General features: G+C 53.3%; 21 protein-coding genes. 9 read left to right on the top strand and 12 right to left on the bottom strand.

Going from position 1 to position 19535, the window contains the following annotated elements; all coding sequences use genetic code 11:
• Positions 1–10: 10 nt before the first annotated feature.
• The 7 genes from tssK to RBR60_RS06375 form a co-directional block, all read right to left on the bottom strand.
• The gene (gene tssK, locus RBR60_RS06405) at positions 11–1246 is read right to left on the bottom strand and encodes a type VI secretion system baseplate subunit TssK (RefSeq protein ID WP_320355059.1); all 1236 of its coding nucleotides are present in this window, start codon (positions 1244–1246) and stop codon (positions 11–13) included.
• A 182-nt stretch (positions 1247–1428) separates the two neighbouring features.
• On the bottom strand, positions 1429–2004 hold the full coding sequence (locus RBR60_RS06400; RefSeq protein WP_320355058.1) for a hypothetical protein: 576 nt from the start codon (positions 2002–2004) through the stop codon (positions 1429–1431).
• 79 nt (positions 2005–2083) lie between these two features.
• The gene (gene tssC, locus RBR60_RS06395; protein WP_320355057.1) at positions 2084–3592 is read right to left on the bottom strand and encodes a type VI secretion system contractile sheath large subunit; all 1509 of its coding nucleotides are present in this window, start codon (positions 3590–3592) and stop codon (positions 2084–2086) included.
• A 109-nt stretch (positions 3593–3701) separates the two neighbouring features.
• Complete coding sequence (gene tssB, locus RBR60_RS06390; RefSeq protein WP_320355056.1) at positions 3702–4232, bottom strand: type VI secretion system contractile sheath small subunit; 531 nt, start codon at positions 4230–4232, stop codon at positions 3702–3704.
• 721 nt (positions 4233–4953) lie between these two features.
• Positions 4954–5457 (bottom strand): bifunctional nuclease family protein, encoded by a 504-nt coding sequence (locus tag RBR60_RS06385; protein WP_320355055.1) that lies wholly within the window; start codon positions 5455–5457, stop codon positions 4954–4956.
• Positions 5458–5492: 35 nt separating this feature from the next.
• Positions 5493–6842, bottom strand: coding sequence for a tRNA (N6-isopentenyl adenosine(37)-C2)-methylthiotransferase MiaB (miaB, locus tag RBR60_RS06380; protein ID WP_320355054.1), 1350 nt, complete (start codon positions 6840–6842; stop codon positions 5493–5495).
• Between the two features lie 63 nt (positions 6843–6905).
• A complete protein-coding gene (locus RBR60_RS06375) occupies positions 6906–7163 on the bottom strand; it encodes a DUF4911 domain-containing protein (protein ID WP_320355053.1) in 258 nt (85 codons plus the stop codon).
• 281 nt (positions 7164–7444) lie between these two features.
• Here RBR60_RS06375 and RBR60_RS06370 point away from each other — a divergent pair, with 281 nt between their 5' ends.
• From RBR60_RS06370 to RBR60_RS06345, 6 genes are all read left to right on the top strand, one after another.
• On the top strand, positions 7445–7855 hold the full coding sequence (locus RBR60_RS06370) for a hemerythrin family protein (protein ID WP_320355052.1): 411 nt from the start codon (positions 7445–7447) through the stop codon (positions 7853–7855).
• A gap of 193 nt (positions 7856–8048) precedes the next feature.
• Positions 8049–8711: a PspA/IM30 family protein gene (locus tag RBR60_RS06365; protein ID WP_320355051.1), complete on the top strand. Its 663-nt coding sequence runs from the start codon at positions 8049–8051 to the stop codon at positions 8709–8711.
• On the top strand, positions 8711–9358 hold the full coding sequence (locus tag RBR60_RS06360) for a YqiJ family protein (RefSeq protein ID WP_320355050.1): 648 nt from the start codon (positions 8711–8713) through the stop codon (positions 9356–9358). Before RBR60_RS06365 ends, RBR60_RS06360 begins: the two co-directional genes overlap by 1 nt.
• Positions 9359–9383: 25 nt before the next feature.
• Positions 9384–11117 carry a flotillin family protein gene (locus RBR60_RS06355; RefSeq protein WP_320355049.1) on the top strand — a complete coding sequence of 578 codons (1734 nt, stop codon included), beginning with the start codon at positions 9384–9386 and terminating at the stop codon, positions 11115–11117.
• Between the two features lie 240 nt (positions 11118–11357).
• Positions 11358–11972, top strand: coding sequence for a LysE family translocator (locus tag RBR60_RS06350; RefSeq protein ID WP_320355048.1), 615 nt, complete (start codon positions 11358–11360; stop codon positions 11970–11972).
• A gap of 139 nt (positions 11973–12111) precedes the next feature.
• Positions 12112–12246: a hypothetical protein gene (locus RBR60_RS06345; protein WP_320355047.1), complete on the top strand. Its 135-nt coding sequence runs from the start codon at positions 12112–12114 to the stop codon at positions 12244–12246.
• Here the strand turns inward: RBR60_RS06345 and RBR60_RS06340 are convergent.
• A complete protein-coding gene (locus RBR60_RS06340; RefSeq protein WP_320355046.1) occupies positions 12243–13004 on the bottom strand; it encodes a PilZ domain-containing protein in 762 nt (253 codons plus the stop codon). The genes RBR60_RS06345 and RBR60_RS06340 overlap by 4 nt on opposite strands.
• 614 nt (positions 13005–13618) lie before the next feature.
• Between RBR60_RS06340 and RBR60_RS06335 the strand changes: the two genes are divergently transcribed.
• A complete protein-coding gene (locus tag RBR60_RS06335; protein ID WP_320355045.1) occupies positions 13619–14428 on the top strand; it encodes an EFR1 family ferrodoxin in 810 nt (269 codons plus the stop codon).
• A 155-nt stretch (positions 14429–14583) separates the two neighbouring features.
• Here RBR60_RS06335 and RBR60_RS06330 read toward each other — a convergent pair whose 3' ends face one another.
• From RBR60_RS06330 to RBR60_RS06320, 3 genes are all read right to left on the bottom strand, one after another.
• Positions 14584–15657 carry an alkene reductase gene (locus RBR60_RS06330; RefSeq protein WP_320355044.1) on the bottom strand — a complete coding sequence of 358 codons (1074 nt, stop codon included), beginning with the start codon at positions 15655–15657 and terminating at the stop codon, positions 14584–14586.
• A 110-nt stretch (positions 15658–15767) separates the two neighbouring features.
• The gene (locus tag RBR60_RS06325; protein WP_320355043.1) at positions 15768–16271 is read right to left on the bottom strand and encodes a DUF523 domain-containing protein; all 504 of its coding nucleotides are present in this window, start codon (positions 16269–16271) and stop codon (positions 15768–15770) included.
• A gap of 39 nt (positions 16272–16310) precedes the next feature.
• A complete protein-coding gene (locus RBR60_RS06320) occupies positions 16311–17042 on the bottom strand; it encodes a class I SAM-dependent methyltransferase (protein WP_320355042.1) in 732 nt (243 codons plus the stop codon).
• Between the two features lie 214 nt (positions 17043–17256).
• Between RBR60_RS06320 and RBR60_RS06315 the strand changes: the two genes are divergently transcribed.
• Positions 17257–17715, top strand: coding sequence for a MarR family winged helix-turn-helix transcriptional regulator (locus RBR60_RS06315; RefSeq protein ID WP_320355041.1), 459 nt, complete (start codon positions 17257–17259; stop codon positions 17713–17715).
• A 77-nt stretch (positions 17716–17792) separates the two neighbouring features.
• Positions 17793–18338, top strand: a complete 546-nt coding sequence (locus RBR60_RS06310) for a class I SAM-dependent methyltransferase (RefSeq protein ID WP_320355040.1) — start codon at positions 17793–17795, stop codon at positions 18336–18338.
• 102 nt (positions 18339–18440) lie between these two features.
• Here RBR60_RS06310 and RBR60_RS06305 read toward each other — a convergent pair whose 3' ends face one another.
• Complete coding sequence (locus RBR60_RS06305) at positions 18441–19475, bottom strand: methyltransferase (RefSeq protein ID WP_320355039.1); 1035 nt, start codon at positions 19473–19475, stop codon at positions 18441–18443.
• Positions 19476–19535 lie beyond the last annotated feature (60 nt).

The raw sequence follows: 19535 nt of genomic DNA, 5'->3' as shown, positions 1-19535 counted from the left end.
CGCGCCCTTTTCAGTTTTCTCTCCAGTAAAGGAAAAACTGCACTCCCTGCAATGCAGGCCCATCATAAAAGACAAGGGACAGCTCCTTCAGGGCCTGATCCCACTCATCCCCTGAATGCAGACGGTAAAAATCCACTTCAGGACCAAACATGTGCTGGAATGGCGGCCTTTCCATCCTTGTAAAGGGAATCCCCTGAAGGGCCAGTCTGTGGATGAGGGAAAGTCGGCTTCTGGCAGTCATTTTGAGGTTCTCCAGAACCACCCGATCCTGCACTCTGGCTTTCTGCACCAGAAGATAGACTTCCTTTGCCTTTCGTACTTCCTCCGGAAAAACCAGCTGCCAGAGCCCGTCCCTGCACGTCAGAGGAAGGTAAGGAGAGCTTCGCTGAAAGTAGCGGATATGCTCGTGAAGCGGCATCAGTATTTTCCGAAAACAGGTCGCAAGGTCCTCATGGTCGTAGGGTTCCAGTACATGCTCAGGCGCAAGGTTTCTGTAAAAGGCCACATCCGTCAGAAAATCTTTGAGGACTTCATAGAGAAAATATGGGTGAGGCCGTATCTGGCCCGAAAGATTGACCAGAAAACGGTGAGTCCGCAGAGCGCTCTTGAGGCATTCCCTTGCGCTGAACATGCTGTCTCCACTGAGGTAGCTTGCCGCGATGTCCTGGGAAACCTTGTGTTCAAAAACCTCAAGAAGCTGCATCAGATCCGCAGTCTCCTGCCTGAAAAAAGGAGAGGAACCCAGTTGAAGAAGCGGCGGAATTCCCTCGGCCGCAAGGGACCAGTTTCCTTCGGGACTCTTCTGAAAAATCCCGAAACGCATGGTCTCCTGGGCCCCTGTGCGAGCCTGATCCGGAGAAAGCGCAAGGCGATGTACCCTGCGGGGAATATTCTCCTCTCCGTCGCCCCCACCCTCGGGCCTGTCATCCATTCCCGAAACAAGGTGCAGGTAAAGGGGAAGACGCGTCTTGCCGAAGGTATTCATATTGAGGGATTCAATGCGGGCGTTTCCCGGGATACCCAGAAAAAGCCCCGATGGCATGACAGCACTCAGTTGCTGCACCGTGAGCACGCCTTCCCTCAGAAGAGAAGAGCTGATCTGAAGCCTGGCCAGGCCGTGGAAGGGCAGCCCCAGGGTACGGAACCTTGCGTCGCACTCCGCGGCCAGGGAATCCTCCTGGGCCATCAGGTGCTCGGGGAGAAGTGTCTGCCCCATTTCCCAGCGTATGCGTGCGAGCTTATCCATCGTGTTTCAACCTTCAAGGTGTTCAGAAAACGGCATCGTACCCGGCAAAACTCTGCCATGGACGATCCTCTGTGTACAAAGGTAAGGACTTTTCCGGCGCTCAAAGGGTCGCCCCCCTCACAAAAAGAAGAGGCCGTGCCCAGTGAGGCCGGATAAGGGACTGACTCATCCGTCATCAAGAATCACCCGACTGCGACCCCCCATTTTTTCACAAACTTATCGGAGTTGGAGACGGCCAGATGGATGTCCTGGCTCTCCGGCTGGGGCATGACCCCCAGGCTCATGGCATAGTTCTTTGGGCTGACCACTTCCATGGACTGATCCATATCGATATTAATCTGAAGATCTCCTCCGGACTTCATGATGAGACCCTTCACAACCGCATCATCGGTATGGAAACAGGGGTAGTACATCTTGGCGTCCGGGTCATAGTCATAGATGTTGAATTTCATCTCCACTTCCGTATTGGAAAGGCTCTGGTGCTGCAGGGTGGCCACCTTGTTTTTCACAGCCGTACTCACCTGAAAGGCAAGGTTGATGGGATCCGCGTATCCGCCATTCCAGTAAATCTGGGAAATCACGCCCACCACCTTGACATACTCTGCCATATTCGCCGAAGTGGGGTTCGTTACATCCATATCCGCGGCCAACTCTTCTTCACCGATCTTGAGGGACACCAGATGCCCCACAATATCCTGGCCGTCCTTCTGGAAATTGAAACCCTGATACACACTGCAATTGAACGATGATACCGCCATGCCAGCCTCCTTGTTCTGTTGTCTGTGTATGGGAGTAAGCGGCCCTGAGGCCGCCGTGCGCAGCCTGAAACGGAAATCCTTACAACCTTGCATCCAGTCTCAGCTCCACATCCATTCCTTCAAACTGGATATGGGGTAGAATGCTGATACTGCAGTCATACCACCCGATCATGCCTTCCCTGGGGGTTACCTGCACCGAAGCCGCCTTAAAGGGATAGTAGCGGAGCGTCAGGTCATCGGGATTCACAACCGTGGTCACATACTTAAAAATCCAGCTTTCAAGGGTTTGCTTAATGTAAGGAGCATCCGCACTGCTGCCGATGTTATCCCGCATGATGCACTTCACATAATGGGCGATGCGCGTGATGGAAAAGGTGTAGGAAAGGTTTGTCACAAGCTGAGCGTTTTCCGAATCCTTCGGGTCTTTGAACTTCTTGGCCTTCTTGAGAGACTGAGCGCTGAAGAAGGTGGCATCCGCCGTGCCCTTTCTGTAAACAAGGGGCATGAAACCTGCATTGGCGAACTCCAGTTCCCTGTAATCGGGAATCACCATCTCCACAGGCACCTTGATCTCATTCTCCCCACGCACATTGAAGGTGTGCACGGGCAGGCCGGACACCATCCCGCCCCCCTTGGGGCCACGGATATACTGGCACCACCCGGACTGGGCAAAGGATCGGGTCATGTTCTGTGCAAAAAGGGCCGCACTGCTTCCCCAGAGATAATCCTTGTTGTCGTTTCCTTTGACTTCTTCGCTAAAAACAAGGTCGCCTGTGGGGTTGGTCACGGGATCATAGGGAAGGCGGGCAATGTAGCGCGGAAGGGTAAGCCCGATGTACGCGGCCTCCTCCGAATCCCTGAGCTTGTTCCATGAACCGTATTTGGGGTGATTCATCAGCCCTTCAAGATCCTTAATACCTGCCAGCTCCTCAATGGATTCGCATCCGAAGAAACGGGGAGATACGGAGCCGATGAAGGGCGCATGGCTGGCCGCGGCAACTTTGCCCATGGTTTTCAGCCAGAATTCATCCTGGGGCGTGTGGCTGAACTCATAGAGCCCGACAATACTGCCAAAGGGCTTGCCCCCGTACTGGTCATATTCGGAGACATATACCTTTTTAAAAAGGGAGCTCCCCGTAATATCCACGGCGTTGGATTCAAAGTCCTCAAAAAGCTCATCCTTCGATACGTCAAGGATGTCGATCATGATATTGGCTTTGAAGTTGGTGTTCAGGATCAGATCATTGAGGGAACGCCAGCTGGATTCCACCTTTTTGAAGGTCTCGTGGTGAATGACCTCATTGAGCTGGCTGTTCACCATGCTGTCGATATGGCCGATCAGATCCAGGATAATGGCCTTATCAAAACGGCCTGTGGCCGGGTCCACATTCATCAGCAGCGCCGCAAGCCCTGAAATGAAACGATCTTCATCGCTTACGTTTTCCTTAACCGTGGCAAGACCATCCTGGACCATGGGTACAGGTTCACTCACCTCGGTACTGAGACGCATGCTCGAAAGAAACCGTTTCAGATCCAAAGCTTCGGTCTGCTCTTCAGTCTTGACTGCCTGCAGAGTTTCATCCGTCATCGCACGTATTCCTTATTTTTCTGGGAAAAGGGAAGGTAGAGTAAAGAAGGCATGGAAAAATGCAGGGTAAGGTCATGGGTGAAGATTCTCACCTCAGGGCAAGACCCTTTTAACTGGATGCCGCAGACGGGGTGCCGGGCAATTTGAAACTGTCAAAGGCCTTCAGCTCCTCCTGCATTTTTGAGAGGGCATCCGGATTGCTCACAAGAGCACTGATCAGTCTTCTGAACTCCTTGCGGTTGTCAATATTGGAATTGACCTCTTCGAGAAGCCTTTTCAGGGTCAAAAGCCCTTTGACCTTAGGAATGCTCTGGGCCACCTGCTCCGGAGAAAAACCCTTCATGGCCTCAATGGGAATTTCCACCTGCATGTCTTCTTCCCGATCCGGATCAATGCGATTGGGCACGGCAAAGCTCAGTTTGATGCCCATGTCCTTCATGATCGCATCCGTGTTCCTGCCATCCATACTGCGAAGCTGACGCTCATCAAGATCCACCTTGCGATCCTTGGAAGTCCCAAGGGAGTAATCACCGGCAACCAGCAGCCTCAGAGGGAGCTGCACATCTTCCGGTTGTCCGTTAATTTCCGTTCTGTACCTGAGTGTCAGGCGTGACTTGGGAATTTCATCCTGAATTGCCATACGCATCTCCTTGGTTTTGAGACTTGGGGTTCATTATTGATGAATACGGCCCATGACAGGAGCCTGCCACAGCCGCGCATGTCCCTCCTCCACTTCATCCGGAAATCTTTCCGGAAGCCTTGGGGCAGAAAAGCAAAAAACGATCCACAGAAAACCAGCAACGGCGAACTGAACATGGTTTTTCAACAAGCCATATTCCTTCACCTGGCCCATGGGATACGGAGCGGACAGTCCGCCTGTCCTTTTTCAGATTCATGAGGACAGGCCCTTTGCCCTATCCCTGCATCGAACCGCAGCCCCAGGGCCCACGTACGGGCACCGAATCCAATCCTTTAAAACCAACCGATCAGAACTGAAAAAACAAAGAAAGCCTGGTTTTCAGGACACGGGGATCTGAACCAGGAAGAAAACCGCCCGCATTGGCTGGGGTAAATCCTGCACCCACTTCAGCCCCATGCAGATGCATCAAATCAAGGGAGGGAAGACTGAAACCCAGGAACACAGGATTGAATCAGGGTGGAAGTTATTTTTTTAAATATATTGGCAGATATCATGCCTAAAAAAAAATTTTTTTTCCAGTAAAAAATTCCAATAAAAAAAGCCCCGGACCCTATGGTCAGGAGCTCAGAAAAGCGCAACAGCAAACACTCAGATGCGTGAAAAACCGGAAGCGGACGGCCTGAAGCTTAGATGACCACTCGCCAATGGCTGCATCCCTCAGTCAGGCATGACCGAAACGATCGGGATCCATCTTTTCCAGCATAGCCGACCATTTCTGGCCTTCTTCACTGGTATCCACAGCCTCGGCGTCCGGATCCGGCATCACATCTTCAAATTCCCACTTTTCCCAGACCGAGACATCCACGAAAATGGGAACGGAAAATCGCAAAGCCATGGCCACAGCGTCACTGGGGCGGGCATCCATGTAAAAGGCGTCTTCCATGTCCGAGCCCAGATAAATTCTTGCGTAAAAAACCCCTGCTTTCAGATCCACCACCTCCGCACGCAGCATGCGGTAACCCGTTTCACGGATAAAATCCGCAAAAAGATCGTGGACCATGGGCCGCTTCTGCGGATCCTTGCGCAGGGCTGCGGCAATGCCCGCTGCTTCCATATGACCGATCACAAGGGGGATGGCTTCGTCCCCATCGCATTTTTTCAGTACCATCACCGGCTCACGGCTTGCCGGATCCAGGGTGAGACTCACAATTTCCACACGAAACACGAATGCCTCCTTCCTATGCATCCCAGGCTCTTTTTTCAGGCCACCTGCGTTGCCAAAAGAGAATGGCCGAGGGCTCTGTCAATGCGAACCTCCACGCAAAGCCCCACGGAAATTTCCCTGCCTTTTGCAGGAAGAACATGCACCACCCGATTTCCCTGAGTGCGGCCCGTAAAACGATCCCCCCCCGCCGTGTCCCCCCGACCTTCCATCCTTCTCGGGTTTTTCCCCTCAACAAGAACATCCGTCACTCTGCCCACACAGGCCTCATTTTTTTCACGGGTGATGCCGTTCTGAAGTTCAAGCAGAGTCGCAAGACGGCTGCGCTTTTCCTTTTCCGGAACCTTGTCTGAAAAACCTGCGGCCTTTGCGTTGGGGCGATCCGAGTAGGCAAAGGCAAAGACACCGTCATAACGGATGGTCTCCACAAGAGAAAGGGTCTCTTCAAAGTCTTTTGGGGTTTCTCCGGGAAAGCCCACAATGATGTCCGTTCCCAGATGGATGTCCGGACAGACTTCCCGGAGTCTCGCAATACGCTCCAGGTAATGTTCCCGGCTGTATTTACGATTCATGCGGGCAAGAACGGCTGTGGAGCCGGACTGCACGGGCAGGTGCAGATGGTGGCAGAGCTGGGGGATTTCCGAAAAAGCCCGGATCAGGTCATCGGAAAGATCCTTTGGGTGGGAGGTGGCAAAACGCAGACGCAAAAGCCCTTCCACATCTGCTACCCGACGCAGCAGTTCCGGAAAATCCGGCAGCCCTTCCTTCTGTCCATAACTGTTGACGTTCTGGCCCAGAAGGGTGATTTCCCTCACACCGGCGGCCACCTTACGCCGCACCTCTTCCACAATGGCTTCCGGCGGACGGCTCATTTCCCGTCCCCGCACATAGGGTACCACGCAATAGGTGCAGAAATTATCGCACCCCCGCATGATGGTCACAAAGTCGGACACGCCCGAAGCAGGTCTTTCCGTAAGCTCCCTGGCCTCGGGTAAGGCTTCGTTCATGTCCACATCCACCACGCGCCGACCTTCCCGAACCACGGTTTCCACAATCTCCGGCAGACGCCAGATGGCGTGGGTGCCGAGGATGAAATCCACATAAGGCGCACGGGCCAGAATTTTCGCCCCTTCCTGCTGGGCCACGCAACCGGCCATGCCGATATGAAAATCCGGCCTTTGTGCCTTGATGGTCTGAAGACGGCCGATGAAACTGAAGGCCTTGTCTTCCGCCTTGGCGCGGATGGCGCAGGTGTTTGCAATGACAAGATCTGCGGTTTCCGGACTGTCCGCCGGAACATAGCCCATGGGGGCCAGAAGGCGGTAAAAAAGATCCGAATCATAGGTGTTCATCTGACAGCCTATGGTAAAGACATAAAGAAACTTCATTTTCCTCCGCAAAAAACAGGGCTTCATGGTGCGGATCCATATCCCGCAGCATGCACAAACCCTTTAAGCGCAAAGCTCTGTGGAAAAACCCATGTCTGTGACCTCCGCCTTGCTCAGCGGAATAAAAACCGCCTCCGGCCCAAAGGAAGCAATCACCTCCTCCACAAGGGCCGCACATCCGGGAGCCATCCGTACCATCACCACCCCCTGCTCCCGATCCAGGGTACTCAGAGCGGCCATGCCCTCATAGGCTTCCAGCAGAAAACGTAAATATCCGATCTCCTTACGATCCATCCGGAAAAACAGGCTTTCCGTTTCCACGCTTTCCGATCTCCTCTCTATCCCCATTCAGACACATCCAAGGCAGCCGCTTTCTGCCATCAAAGCCCAGCCGACCTTTCGAGAAAACAGGACCGGATTTTTCATCCGGTATCCGCTTCGGACCGGGGGGTATCATAATGCCCTGAAAAAGCATTGCAATCTTTTTTCAATAAAAAACGCAGCCCCTGCCTTCTTTTCTTTTTTTTACACGGATCGATTGCCCAAAATTCCCTGAATCTGGTATAGGTTGTGAACATTAACTTCTGTGAAGGAGGCCTCCTGTGTCCCAGCCCTTTGAATGGCAGTCTGATTACGCCATGGGTGATCCGGAAATCGACGCCCAGCACCGCATGCTCTTTGACCTTGCTAACCGAATTCTTACCATCATGGATCCCCACCAGGGCTTTGGCGAGCTCAAGGCCGCCATCCAGGCCCTTCTCGACTATATTCAGGTGCACTTTGAAGCAGAAGAGGAACGCATGCGGGAATGGGGATATCCCGAACTGGAGCACCATCAGGCCCTGCATGCGGCCATCCGCAGAGACATCTCCAGACTAATACAGGAAAGTAAGGATCTCACAAGCCTCAAGAAGGATCTGAATTTTCTCATGACCCAGTGGGTGCTGGTGCATATACGCAAAGAAGATTGCAAAATCGGAGAGTTTTGTCGCAGCCAATCCCAAAATCCCTGAAACGATCCTTAGAATCAGGTTTTCCCGCCCGCCCGTATCCTTTTTTAAAGATGCACAGTGCCTGCAACTCCTTATCTCAGGTCTTTTCCCGGTCAAGGGGCCTTCCGCGCCGGGATCGAGCTGATCACAGTCCGCCGCCGGAGGTCAGGTGGCGGACCCACAACTCCCTTACATCCGGAGAAAGGAAAAAATCATGGGTGAAAGTATCGGAAAAAGGGTCACACGCCTTGTCAGCGCCAGCATGAACACCCTCGTCGCTTCCTTTGAAAACGCAGCACCGGAAAGCCTCATGGAAGAGGCTATCCGGGAAATGGATGCAGTAATGGAAGAGGCCAGAACCGAGCTCGGCCGCCAACTGGCCCAGAAGCATCTGGCAGACAAGCGCCTTACGGAAGAAAAAAGCCGGTATGAGGCCCTTTCCCGGCAGATTGGAGTAGCCGTATCCCAGGGAAGGGATGATCTTGCGGAAACGGGTATTGCCGAACAGATGGACATTGAGGCGAGAATTCCCGTTCTGACGGCTTCCATTGAAGAGTGCGGCAAAAAGGAAAAGGAACTTGAGGGCTTCATCCAGGCCCTTCAGGCCAAAAAACGGGAAATGCGTTCGGAAATCCAGGCTTTCCGCAAGGCACGGATGGAAGAAGGACCCAACGTCCCCTCTCCGGATTCCCCCTCCCTGGATGCCAAAGCGGAAAAGGCAGGCACACTCTTTGACAGAATCCTTGAAAACGCCTCCGGTCTTCCCGGACGGAACCGGCATACAGGATCTGCGGCAAAGCTTGCAGAGCTGGAGGAACTCAGTCGCAAACACGCCATCGCCGAAAGGCTTATAGCGCTTAAAATGGAAAAATCCTGATGTGGGAGCCTCTTCTTGCCACTGAAAACCTCCTGTTTTCCATCCCCCTTGCCCTGATGCTCTTCATCGGCATCCTGGAAGGCCTTGCGGCTATCGGCGGCATGAGTGGTTCTTCCGTGCTGGACGGCCTCCTTCCGGATGCGGATGCGGGTCATGTGGACACGGGCCTTGGAAAACTGCTCGGCTGGCTCAGAATCCGGGAAGTGCCCGTTCTCATGCTGCTGGTGATTTTTCTGGCCTGCTTCGGAACCCTGGGACTCTTTTTCCAGGCAGGACTGAAGTCCCTCACAGGCCACTACCTGCCTGCCTGGCTTCCAGGCCTTCCCGTCCTGATTCTGAGCCTTTTTCTGACCCGTTTTTTCGGCGGTATCCTCCGCCGCATCCTGCCCAAAGATGAAACACGGGCCGTTTCCCGCACAAGCCTCATCGGCAAGGTGGCCGTTGTCACCTTAGGCACGGCCAGCAAAGGCCACCCTGCGGAAGCCAAGGCAAGGGATGAACATGGCCAGACCCACTATTTTCTTGTGGAGCCGGACAATGAATCCGATGTTTTCCAAACCGGAGATGCGGTACTGCTTGTATCTCTGAATGATCATCTTTACAGAGCCATTCCCAACCCCAGCTCCCTGCTTTCCCATTCCCCCTGACCTCAACTTTAAAAGGAGCCCATCCATGACCGAGTTCTTTTTTCTTGCAGGTGTCCTTGTCACCGTTATTTTTGTCCTTCTCATCATCCTGGCCCGTCTTTACAAGAGAGCCACCAAGGAAGTTTCCTTTGTTCGCACGGGCTTTGGCGGCGAAAAGGTCATCATGGACGGTGGCGCCATGGTGCTGCCCGTACTGCATGAGATCATCCCTGTAAATATGAACACCCTGCGCCTTGAGGTACGCAGGGCGGGCGAGCAGGCCCTCATCACAAGGGATCGCATGCGGGTGGATGTGACCGCAGAATTTTATGTGCGGGTGAAACCCATCAGCGAATCCATTGCCAATGCCGCCCAGACCTTAGGCCTTAAAACCATGAACCCCTCTGAGCTGAAAGAGCTGGTGGAAGGTAAATTCGTGGATGCCTTAAGGGCTGTGGCTGCGGAAATGGCCATGGAAGAGCTGCACGAAAAGCGGGTGGATTTTGTTCAGAAGGTGCAACAGGTGGTGTCCGAAGACCTCTTAAAAAACGGTCTGGAGCTGGAATCCGTGTCCCTCACCGGCCTGGATCAGACCGCCTTTGCCCACTTCAACGCCCAGAACGCCTTTGATGCCGAAGGCCTCACCAAACTCACCGAAGCCATCGAATCCCGCCGCAAAAAACGCAACGACATCGAGCAGGAAACGGATCTTGCCATCCGCCAGAAGAACCTTGAGGCCGAACGGGCAAGATTCCAGATTTCCCGCGAAGAAGAGTATGCAAGGCTGGAGCAGGAAAGGGAGGTTTCCATCCGCAGGGCTTCCCAGTCTGCGGAAATCGCAAGGGAGGAGGCAGAGAAGAAACGAGAAGCCGAAGAAGCCCGCATCGCCTCCCAGAGGGAAATTGATCTCAAGAAAATCCTTTCCGAACGGGATATTGAAAACGAAAAGATCCAGAAGGAGAGGGCTGTCCGGGAAATGGAAATCGCCAAATCCAAGGCCGTGGAACAGGCGGAAATTGAACGGCGCAAGGCCGTGGAACTGGCGGAACAGGAAAAGGCCATTGCGGTTGCGGAAAAATCCCGCGAGGAATCCGAAGCCAAGGCGGAAGCCGACCGTGCCAGGGCCAAGGCGGTGAAGGAAGAGGAAAGCGTTATCACCGTAAGGGATACGGAAAAGGCGGAAAGGGAAAAACAGGTGGAGCTGGTGCAGGCCCGTCAGCAGGCGGAAAAGGAAGCCATCCAGCTCACCATCACCGCAGAAGCCCAGAAAAAGGCCGCCATCGACCAGGCCGAGGCCCTGCGCCTTGCCGCCCAGGGTCATGCGGACAAGGAGCGCCTGGAAGCCAAGGGCAAGGCCGATGCAGAAATCCTGCTGGCCGATGCCGCAGCCCGCAGATACGCCGTGGAAGCCGAAGGCAAGCAGGCCCTCAATACCGCAGCCAACCTGCTCTCACCGGAACAGGTGGCCATGGAAGTACGCCTTGCCCTGATCCAGAACCTGCCGGAAATCATTGCCCAGAGTGTGAAACCCATGGAGCAGATCAGCGATATCCGCATCCTTCAGGTAAACGGCCTTGGGGGCAGTGCTGGCGGACAGTCAGGGGAAGAGGAAAGCGGTAAAGGTTCCCTTGCGGATCAAGTGGTGAATAGTGCGCTCCGCTATCGCGCCCAGGCTCCCATCCTGGATTCTCTGCTGGCCGAAATCGGCATCAGGCCCGGCGACATCAACGGACTTGCCGAAGCTGTGAAAGGCGGTGCCCAGAAGACAGGACCGGTATAATGCCATGCGGATGACCACCTGCCTCATCCCTTGCTCTCTTTCTGTGGCCCTGCCCATGGCCTGTGTGCGAGCTTCGCTACAGCTGCCCGACCATCCCTGATCCGGCAGAAGGCCTGTCCTTACAAAACCTTTCATGTCTTGTGCCGGGGGGGGGTACCTTTCGCGGGTCCCCCCGACACTGCGCCGCTGAGCAGTCGTTTAGATACCCGCATCACTTTTTATTATGGGAGATTCTGTCAAATGATCAGTATGGAGTTCATCATCACTTCATTCATCGTGATTCTTGTTCCTGGTACAGGCGTCATCTTCACGGTCTCCACGGGTCTTGTTCAGGGGCGAAAGGCAAGCGTATTTGCCGCGCTCGGATGCACGGCAGGGATTCTGCCTCACCTCATGGCGACCGTTCTGGGGCTAGCCGCTATCATGCACACAAGCGCACTTGCCTTCCAGACCTTAAAATATGCGGGCGTCGCCTACTTGCTCTATGTCGCTTATTCTACCTGGCGTGACAAGTCGACTTTCTCCGTTAACGGAAATCCTTCCACAAACGCGGCCACAGGGCTCATCGTAAAGGCCTTCCTTCTCAACATTCTCAATCCGAAACTCACCATCTTCTTTTTGGCCTTCCTGCCGCAATTTATTCGCCCAGATTCGTCAAAACACCTTTCCCAGCTTTTTCTCCTGAGTGTTACTTTCATGGTGATGACGCTCATCATATTCATAGCTTATGGCGTTCTCGCACATGCATTCCGCAAAATTGTCATGGAATCTCCGCGTGTACAGGCTTGGCTCCGTCGTGGTTTTGCCGCTACCTTTGCCAGCCTTGGGGCAAGCCTTGCGCTCACGGAAAAATAACCAAAAAGCAGGAACAGATCCTGTGAGAAAGCCACGACGATCTCATCGGATGTGACGGCAAAACCCTTTGACCCAAAAAAACAGCCTCTCTGAAAGCCGTATATGGGTAGGCATGTGCGCATGGGAGAAGGGGGAAGTGATGGATCTGGAAATCGTCCTCAAGAACACCAAGGCCTGGGGCGGCCGCTGGCTCACATCACCTTACTGGCGGGTGCAAAGATCATTCTCAAATATCCTTATCAAGGACCTGGATTGTCGCTTCTGCCTGGGCTAGCGGTAAGGGCTGAGTTGACGGATTTCCGTCAACTGGGCCTCGTGGATGAAATGATGAAGGTCATCCTCACCCCGTGAAAGCAGCTTGGTAAAATGGAGCCCCAGGATACCAGTTTTTCCTTTGGAGGTGTCTTTCTTTCGAACCACCTTGCCAAGGCAGACCACCTTGCGAGCAGGCAGATTCTGCTCTCTGGGATAATGAAGGGCCATACCCAAAGCAAGGCAGGCACCGTTTTCAAGGTTCAGGAGAGCTGGCCTGCCCTCCCCTTTTTCGGGCAGGGCCACAAGCCCCATGCCCCTTGTGGAAATGTCCAGAATGGAAAAATCCCTGCCACAGACATATTCCTCATCACCGCAGCGCATTTGCGCAAAAACCGGGAACTGTCGGCCTGGCGTGAGTCGGTAGGCAGATCGCACATTGATTTCCACAACCGGCCCTTCACTCTCAAGCCACACCAGCTCTTCCGGGAAACCACCCTTCAGGGAATAATCATGTCTCTGGATTGCACGGACACGGACAGCAATCCCCCTTCTCACCTTTTCCTTTCTTTCCGAAACAACCAGCCTTGTCACATGCAGCTCTTCCTGTGAGGATGCTATGGAAAGGGGGGGGCGGGTCTGGGAAATGCCAAACAATCCTTCGGCGGGCTTTGTGTCGTGGATGATGGCTGGGCGGATCTCCGGAGAATCGCTGTGGAGTCCACATACAAGCTCAATGGTGGCTCCAGGCACAAACAATCTGTCCTTGTTTTCTGGCATGGCAAGCACCCTGGATTCTGTATGAAAATCCTGTGAAAAAAATCACAGAACCCTTTCCGGAACACGGTTTCTTGAAAAAATCAGGCATGAGCAGCGAACAGCCCCACTGCAATATTTCTACAGCATGGTGATCCGGTTTTAATTTGACAATTTAAGCTTACATACACCATGTGTCAAGGGCCAGGAAAGGCTGAAATAACGGTTGTCTGCAACATGGACGAGGCAGTTCTTTTTTCATGGTGTTTTTCCTGTCAATTTACACGGTACACCGGATTTCCCGTAGAAAGAACGGCAGGCTATCTACCCCTTCCGGCCCCATAAGAACCGTTAGCGCATCCGCACCCTTCAAGGAAATATCCAATCTGCCATAGCACTCAAAAAAACAGCCGATTTTATAACCAGGCAGCACCGTTCAATGCCAGATCGCAAAGCAGCAAGCTCCTTTTCAAACTCTGCCCATTTCCATTGAAAAAATAAACCAAAAGGCATTGGAGTCTGAATCCGATGGCAGGAGATACACAGGAAAGGAAAACATTTGCCATAACCGGAAAAACGTCTTATGGGAATCGAACCACTGCGAAGTCTGCTGCAAAAATCCAATGGGAAAACAGAAGATGAAAATTCAATCTGTAAAAGCCTGCTTTTTTTCTCCTACCGGAACCACCAAGGCTGTTGTTCAGGCAATCGTCCGTGGAATTCAGCATACCACCTCTGAATTCATAGATATTACAAACCCGGATTCCCGGAAGCAGCACGTGCTGGCAGCAGAAGATGAGCTACTGATCGTTGCCGTTCCGGTTTACGTGGGAAGAGTACCAGCCCTGCTGAACCAATGGCTGCATGCCATAAAGGCCAGAAAGGCTCCAACGGTCTGTCTTGTGGTTTACGGCAATCGGGACTATGAAAATGCGCTGATTGAACTGAAAGATAAAATGATCCAAAACGGGGGCATTCCCATTGCCTGTGCGGCATACATCGGAGAGCACTCTTTTTCAGGGCCCGACACACCCATTGCCCTGTCCAGGCCCGATGCGGAAGACTTAAAACACGCTGAGGCTTTTGGCCGCAGAATCAACGAAATGCTCCTCTCCGCAACGCATATGGATCTTACTTCTGAAATTCATGTGCCCGGAAAAGTTCCTTCACAAAATCCTGCTCCACTACTTTCCGTTGATTTTATCAATATCAGCCATCACTGTTCAGGCTGTGGGGCCTGTGCCAAGGCATGCCCTGCAGGTGCAATTGATTTAAAAGCCTACTCCATAACCGATAAAGAAAAATGCATCCTCTGCTGCGCCTGCATTAAAATCTGCCCTGAAAAAGCAAGGACTATGAAAAATGGGACAATAAAAGATATTGCAATCCGGCTCAGTGAATCGTGTAAAGACCGGAAAGAACCAGAGCTCTTTTTCAACGAGAAGTGAGCTTTTCTTGATGCACCACGCCGACCTCCCCCCTGAATCGGGTAGGATTAAGATCTGACCAGACAAGGTCCATTTTTTTTAAAGACGGCAACAAAAAAGCCAGAGAAATATTCTCTGGCCTTAAAAATCACCATACGAAGATCCATGCGCCTGAATCAGCTTAAAAAGGGATAGTCCGTATACCCTCTGGCATCACCGCCATAATAAGTCGCGGGATCCGGCGCGTTCAGGGCAGCGCCTTTTCTGAAACGCTCCACAAGATCAGGGTTTGCGATATAAAGGGAACCAAAGGCCACGAGATCCGCAGCTCCCGTGCGGATGGCGGCTTCCGCCCTCTCCTGGGTATAGCCGCCGTTCACCATAAAGGTTCCGCCAAAAGCTCTGCGGACCTCCCCGTAGTCGAGCAGGGTCTTTCCCGTCACAAAATCGCCTTCCACCACATGGAGATAAGCAAGACCATGGGGTCTGAGCAGGTCCGCCACCGCCGTGAAGGTTTTCCGGGGATCGCTGTCTTGAATATCGTTGAAGGTATTTTCCGGAGAAATCCTCACTCCCACCCTTCCGGAGCCCAGAACACCGGTGACCGCTTCGGTCACTTCGCCCAGAAAACGCAGACGCTGACGGAGTCCTCCGCCATAGGCATCCTGCCGCCTGTTGGTACCGTCCCGCAGAAACTGGTCGATGAGATAGCCGTTGGCCGCATGGATTTCCACCCCGTCAAAACCAGCTTCCAGGGCATGTTCCGCAGCCCTTGCGTACTGGTCCACAACGCCCTGAATCTCATGGATTTCCAGAGCCCTTGGAGTTTCAAAAGGTTTGAGCCCCTCGTAGGTAAAGGCCTCGCCCGCGGGCCGGATGGCGGAGGGCGCTACGGGCAGGGCCCCTTCGGGCTGAAGACTGGGATGAGAAATTCTGCCCACATGCCAGAGCTGAAGAAAAATTCTGCCGCCTTTTTCGTGTACCGTCCGGGTCACCTTTTTCCAGCCAAGAACCTGCTCTGTACTGTGGATGCCCGGAGTGGCCGGATACCCCACGCCCTGGGGAGAAATCTGGGTAGCCTCCGTGATGATCAGCCCCGCCGTGGCCCGCTGACCGTAGTACAGGGCATTGAGATCCGTGGGAACATTGCCAGCCCCTGCCCGGTTCCGTGTCAGGGGAGCCATGACCACGCGGTTGGCCAGCTTCTGGGAGCCTGTTGTGATTTCGGTAAAAAGAAGATCCGTATCCATAAGCCCTGCCTCCTGATTTTTGATGAAGGACATTCAGGCGCATGCGCCAGATTGAAAATCTTGTGAGAAGGTAAGGGCGGGAAGGAAAAGACGCAAGGACGGGGAGACTTTTATGGGGTACTTTCAGAAATCTGCCTCCTGATGAGCCTCTCAGCATCCGGTATCGAATGCTGACTGAACACCTGGATGCCATGTTCCGTCAACAAGGCGGCGACAACACCCATCCCTCTGATTTTTTTGCCAGAAAAACTCCCATCATAGATGGTTGTACTTCCGCATGACGGGCTGGATTCTGTGAGAACTGCGAATCTGATATTCAATTTTTGGCAGAGATTCAAAGCCATATGAGCACCCCGCACAAAGAAATCTGTCACGTCAGTTCCATCCCGTTCAATAACAACGGCCACTCCACGTAATACGGCCCTACCGTCACCGCCAAAAATTTCAGCAGGCTTTCGGGGAATACACATTCCAGCTCCCACTTCAGGACATACGGGAACCACCCTCCCTTCAGAAATCCACCGGGAGACAATCGAATCCGAAAAAAACAATGCCTCTCCATTGTATCGGACCTTTTCTCCCAGAAGACAGGCACTCATCAGTATCTTATTCACGGGTTCACCTCTGTCCCAAAAAAGGGCGGCCTCCTTTCTTTATTTGACACGTGTAGAAACCAGACGGACCATGCCAGCCATTCCAGGTTCTCGCCGCACAGAAAACCCCCTTGACTCAAGAGCGGCACAAACCCAGTCGGGTGCAAGGCGAAGCTTCTGGTAACTGCTCACACGCAGGCACCACCCGGACGCATCAAGTTCGTGCAGTATATCATGAACGGTGACATGTGCCTCAGCATATTCGAGAAAACACGTCAGGATACGGCTGCCATCACTCCGTACGGAGATGAAACGCTGATCACCGGAAAGCGCCTGGCTGTAGTCACGGAAAGTGAGGATGAACTGACCGCCAATGATCAGGGATTCTGCCACATCTGCCAGGAGTTGCAGGACAGAATCCGTGTCTGGGAGATGGGTTAAAGTATCGCCCATGCACAGGACAATTTGGGCTTCAGTGCTTACATATCTTCGAAATGCGAGAAAATCATCCGGGATTGTCTGGATAGGAAGGGTATCCGCATGCTGGCGCAGTTCTTCAAGCAATTCGGTGCAGGTGTCAATGGCCACAACGGAAAACCCACGACGCGCCAAGGGGATGGTATGCATCCCGAATCCTGCTCCAAGGTCAACCGCTAGGCTTTTGTTCAGAAAGAGCGGGTCAAAGGATTCTGTTTCGGCAGCCCCTCGGTTAAAAGCAGATTCAACACCTCCAGCCATCCATGTATAAATAGATCCCAGATGATTTGCGTAATGTTCACTGACCGATGCCATATAACCTCCCTCCAGAGGCCCCCCCACCGACCAAACCAATCCGCGATATCATCCTGTCGCGGATGCAATCAAGCAAGCCGCTTAAAGTCAAGGATTTTTTATCCTGGGTCAGGCGTTGGCCTCAGCATAGCGGTCAAGAAGCAGAAAATCCTCGCAGGATCCAACCTTCATTTTATTCTTGACAGCATTAGTTTAGCTACTATACAGCTATGCCATGAATGATCGAATACAGCGTACACACAATCTGATCAACCTTTTCTTACAGGTGGTCGAAGGCATCAAACGTAACGAACGCAAAGCGCGGGTTTACGGCGATAGTCCTCCACTCCATCCTTCGGAAATCCACATGATCATGCGGATCGGACAGAACCCCGGCATACACCCGGCATCCCTCGCGTCCCTGGCAGCTGTCACCCGGGGAGCCGTTTCCCAGGTACTGGCAAAGCTTGAAGCCAAAGAACTGATCACCAAAACCGCTGATCTCTCCGATGGCGGGAGATACCAGATCTGGCTGACTCCTGCGGGAAAATCGGCTTTTGAGGGACACGAACGACACCACGCAGCAATTGATACTCCGCTCATCCACCGCTTGGCAGATATGAGCGATTCCGAATTTCAGGTGATTGAGGACTTTTTCCTCATGCTGAAGGAAATGACTGAGCGTCATCGCTAAATTTTCATGTCTCCACAGCTAGTTATGTTTTTTTTGTCATCTATGTTTAGCAACTAAACTCAATACAGGAGAATTCCATGCCCCATATCTGCTCCCACAAACACGCCATTCACCTGGAAAACCCTCTCCGACGCATGCTGCACCAGCCAGACCGTATCTATGCGCCATGGATCCGCCCCGGCATGCGGGTTCTGGATATCGGCTGCGGTGGGGGGTTCGCCGCCATCCCCATGGCGCGCATCATCGGGAACAACGGCCTTGTCGTCGCGGCCGATCTTCAGCCAGAAATGCTCCAAAGAATGTTTTCCCGCGCAACCGCAGAAGGGGTGGCAGATTTCATCCATCCCCATCTCTGCCAGGCAGGCCGTATTGGCGTTGACGGCAGCTACAATTTCATCAATGCATTCTGGATGCTCCATGAAGTGCCGGACATTCATGCGCATCTGGAAGAAATCCGCAGCCTCATCAGACCGGACGGTCACTTCTTTCTTTCCGAACCCTGCTTCCACGTAACTGCAAAGGTTTTCGCTAAGGAGCACGAAGCTGCTCTTGCAAAAGGATTCAGGGAAGTCGCCCGTCCCAGAATTCTGATGGGACGCACACGGGTTTATGCCCCCACTTAAAGATATCCCCACAACAGGGCGTACTTACCTGTCCCTCAATGACCCAAAGGCCTCCACAGAAGCCTTTGGGTCATTCATTCCTTCAACCCCCTCCCATGTTTTTCAGCATCTCCTTGCAAGGTGAAAATCCACAGGCCCATGGGAGGCCATGGGTACATGGGTCAGGGTGCGGCTGCGGACGCGATCAAACCCCGCTTTCAGCAAGGCTTCCGGCAATGCATCCTCCTCCATGGCAAAATCCCGTCCCTGCAGGGCCGCAGCCAGCCAGCCGAGTACCGTTTCTCCGGGAGCCGTCCGTTCATTTCTCAGGGTATCGGAAAAAATAACCATACAGCCTCCCGGATTCAGGGCTTCCCTGCACTTTTTCAAAACCCCCTCAAGCTCCTCTCCGGCAAAATTCAGGACATAGCTTGCCATGATCAGGTCATACCCCCCGCCGATGGGGTCTTTCATGTAGTCTGCGGCCAGGGTGCCAACCCTTTCTTCCATCCCGTATTCCCGGATCACTTCCACTGCCACCGCCAGCACGGCAGGACGGTCAAGGAGCAGGCATTCAAGATCCGGATGCATGGCTGCAAGGGCAATCCCCAGAAGGCCGGTTCCCGCTCCCAGATCCAGCGCCCTGCGCCAGCGTTCGGAACCGGGCAGTCCCGCAAGAAGGGAGGCCATATGCTGGGCCCGGCCGCTGCGACAAAAATTCACGGTTTTCCGGGTCATCTCCTGCCAAAGCAGGGGATCTTCCATGGCTTCGCCCTTTCCGGGAGGAGGGCCTTCCTTCACAAGCTTTTCCATGCCCCCATTCAACACGGCCAGATTCCAGGAATCAAAGCCCAGAAGGGCTTCCCCCAGACTGGTTTCCTTTCCGGCAGCCAAAAAACGATCCGAGGCCTCCGTATTCCGGAATTTTCCTTTTTCTTTCATGAGGTGTCCCATAGCGACCAGGGCATTGAGAAGAAGTTCCGTGTTCACAGCATCGCAAGCCAAAGCCTCCGCCACCTCTGCTCCGGTCCGGGGTGTTTGAAGAACATCAAAAAGGTGAAGGGAAAGGGCCGTTTTCATCACTTCCCAGCGCAGAGGCAGTAAGGGAAGGCTGAAATAACGGTTGTCTGCAACATGCACGGGCAGTGCTTTTTTCATGGCGCTTCTCCTGTGAATCGGCGAGTGAGTTTTTATGTCCTTTCCTGTCCTGAAGCAGCC

Source organism: Desulfobotulus sp. (assembly GCF_034006065.1).
Lineage (GTDB): Bacteria > Desulfobacterota > Desulfobacteria > Desulfobacterales > ASO4-4 > Desulfobotulus.
Note: the sequence above shows the minus strand (reverse complement) of the source record. Positions and strands in the feature narration are given on the sequence as shown.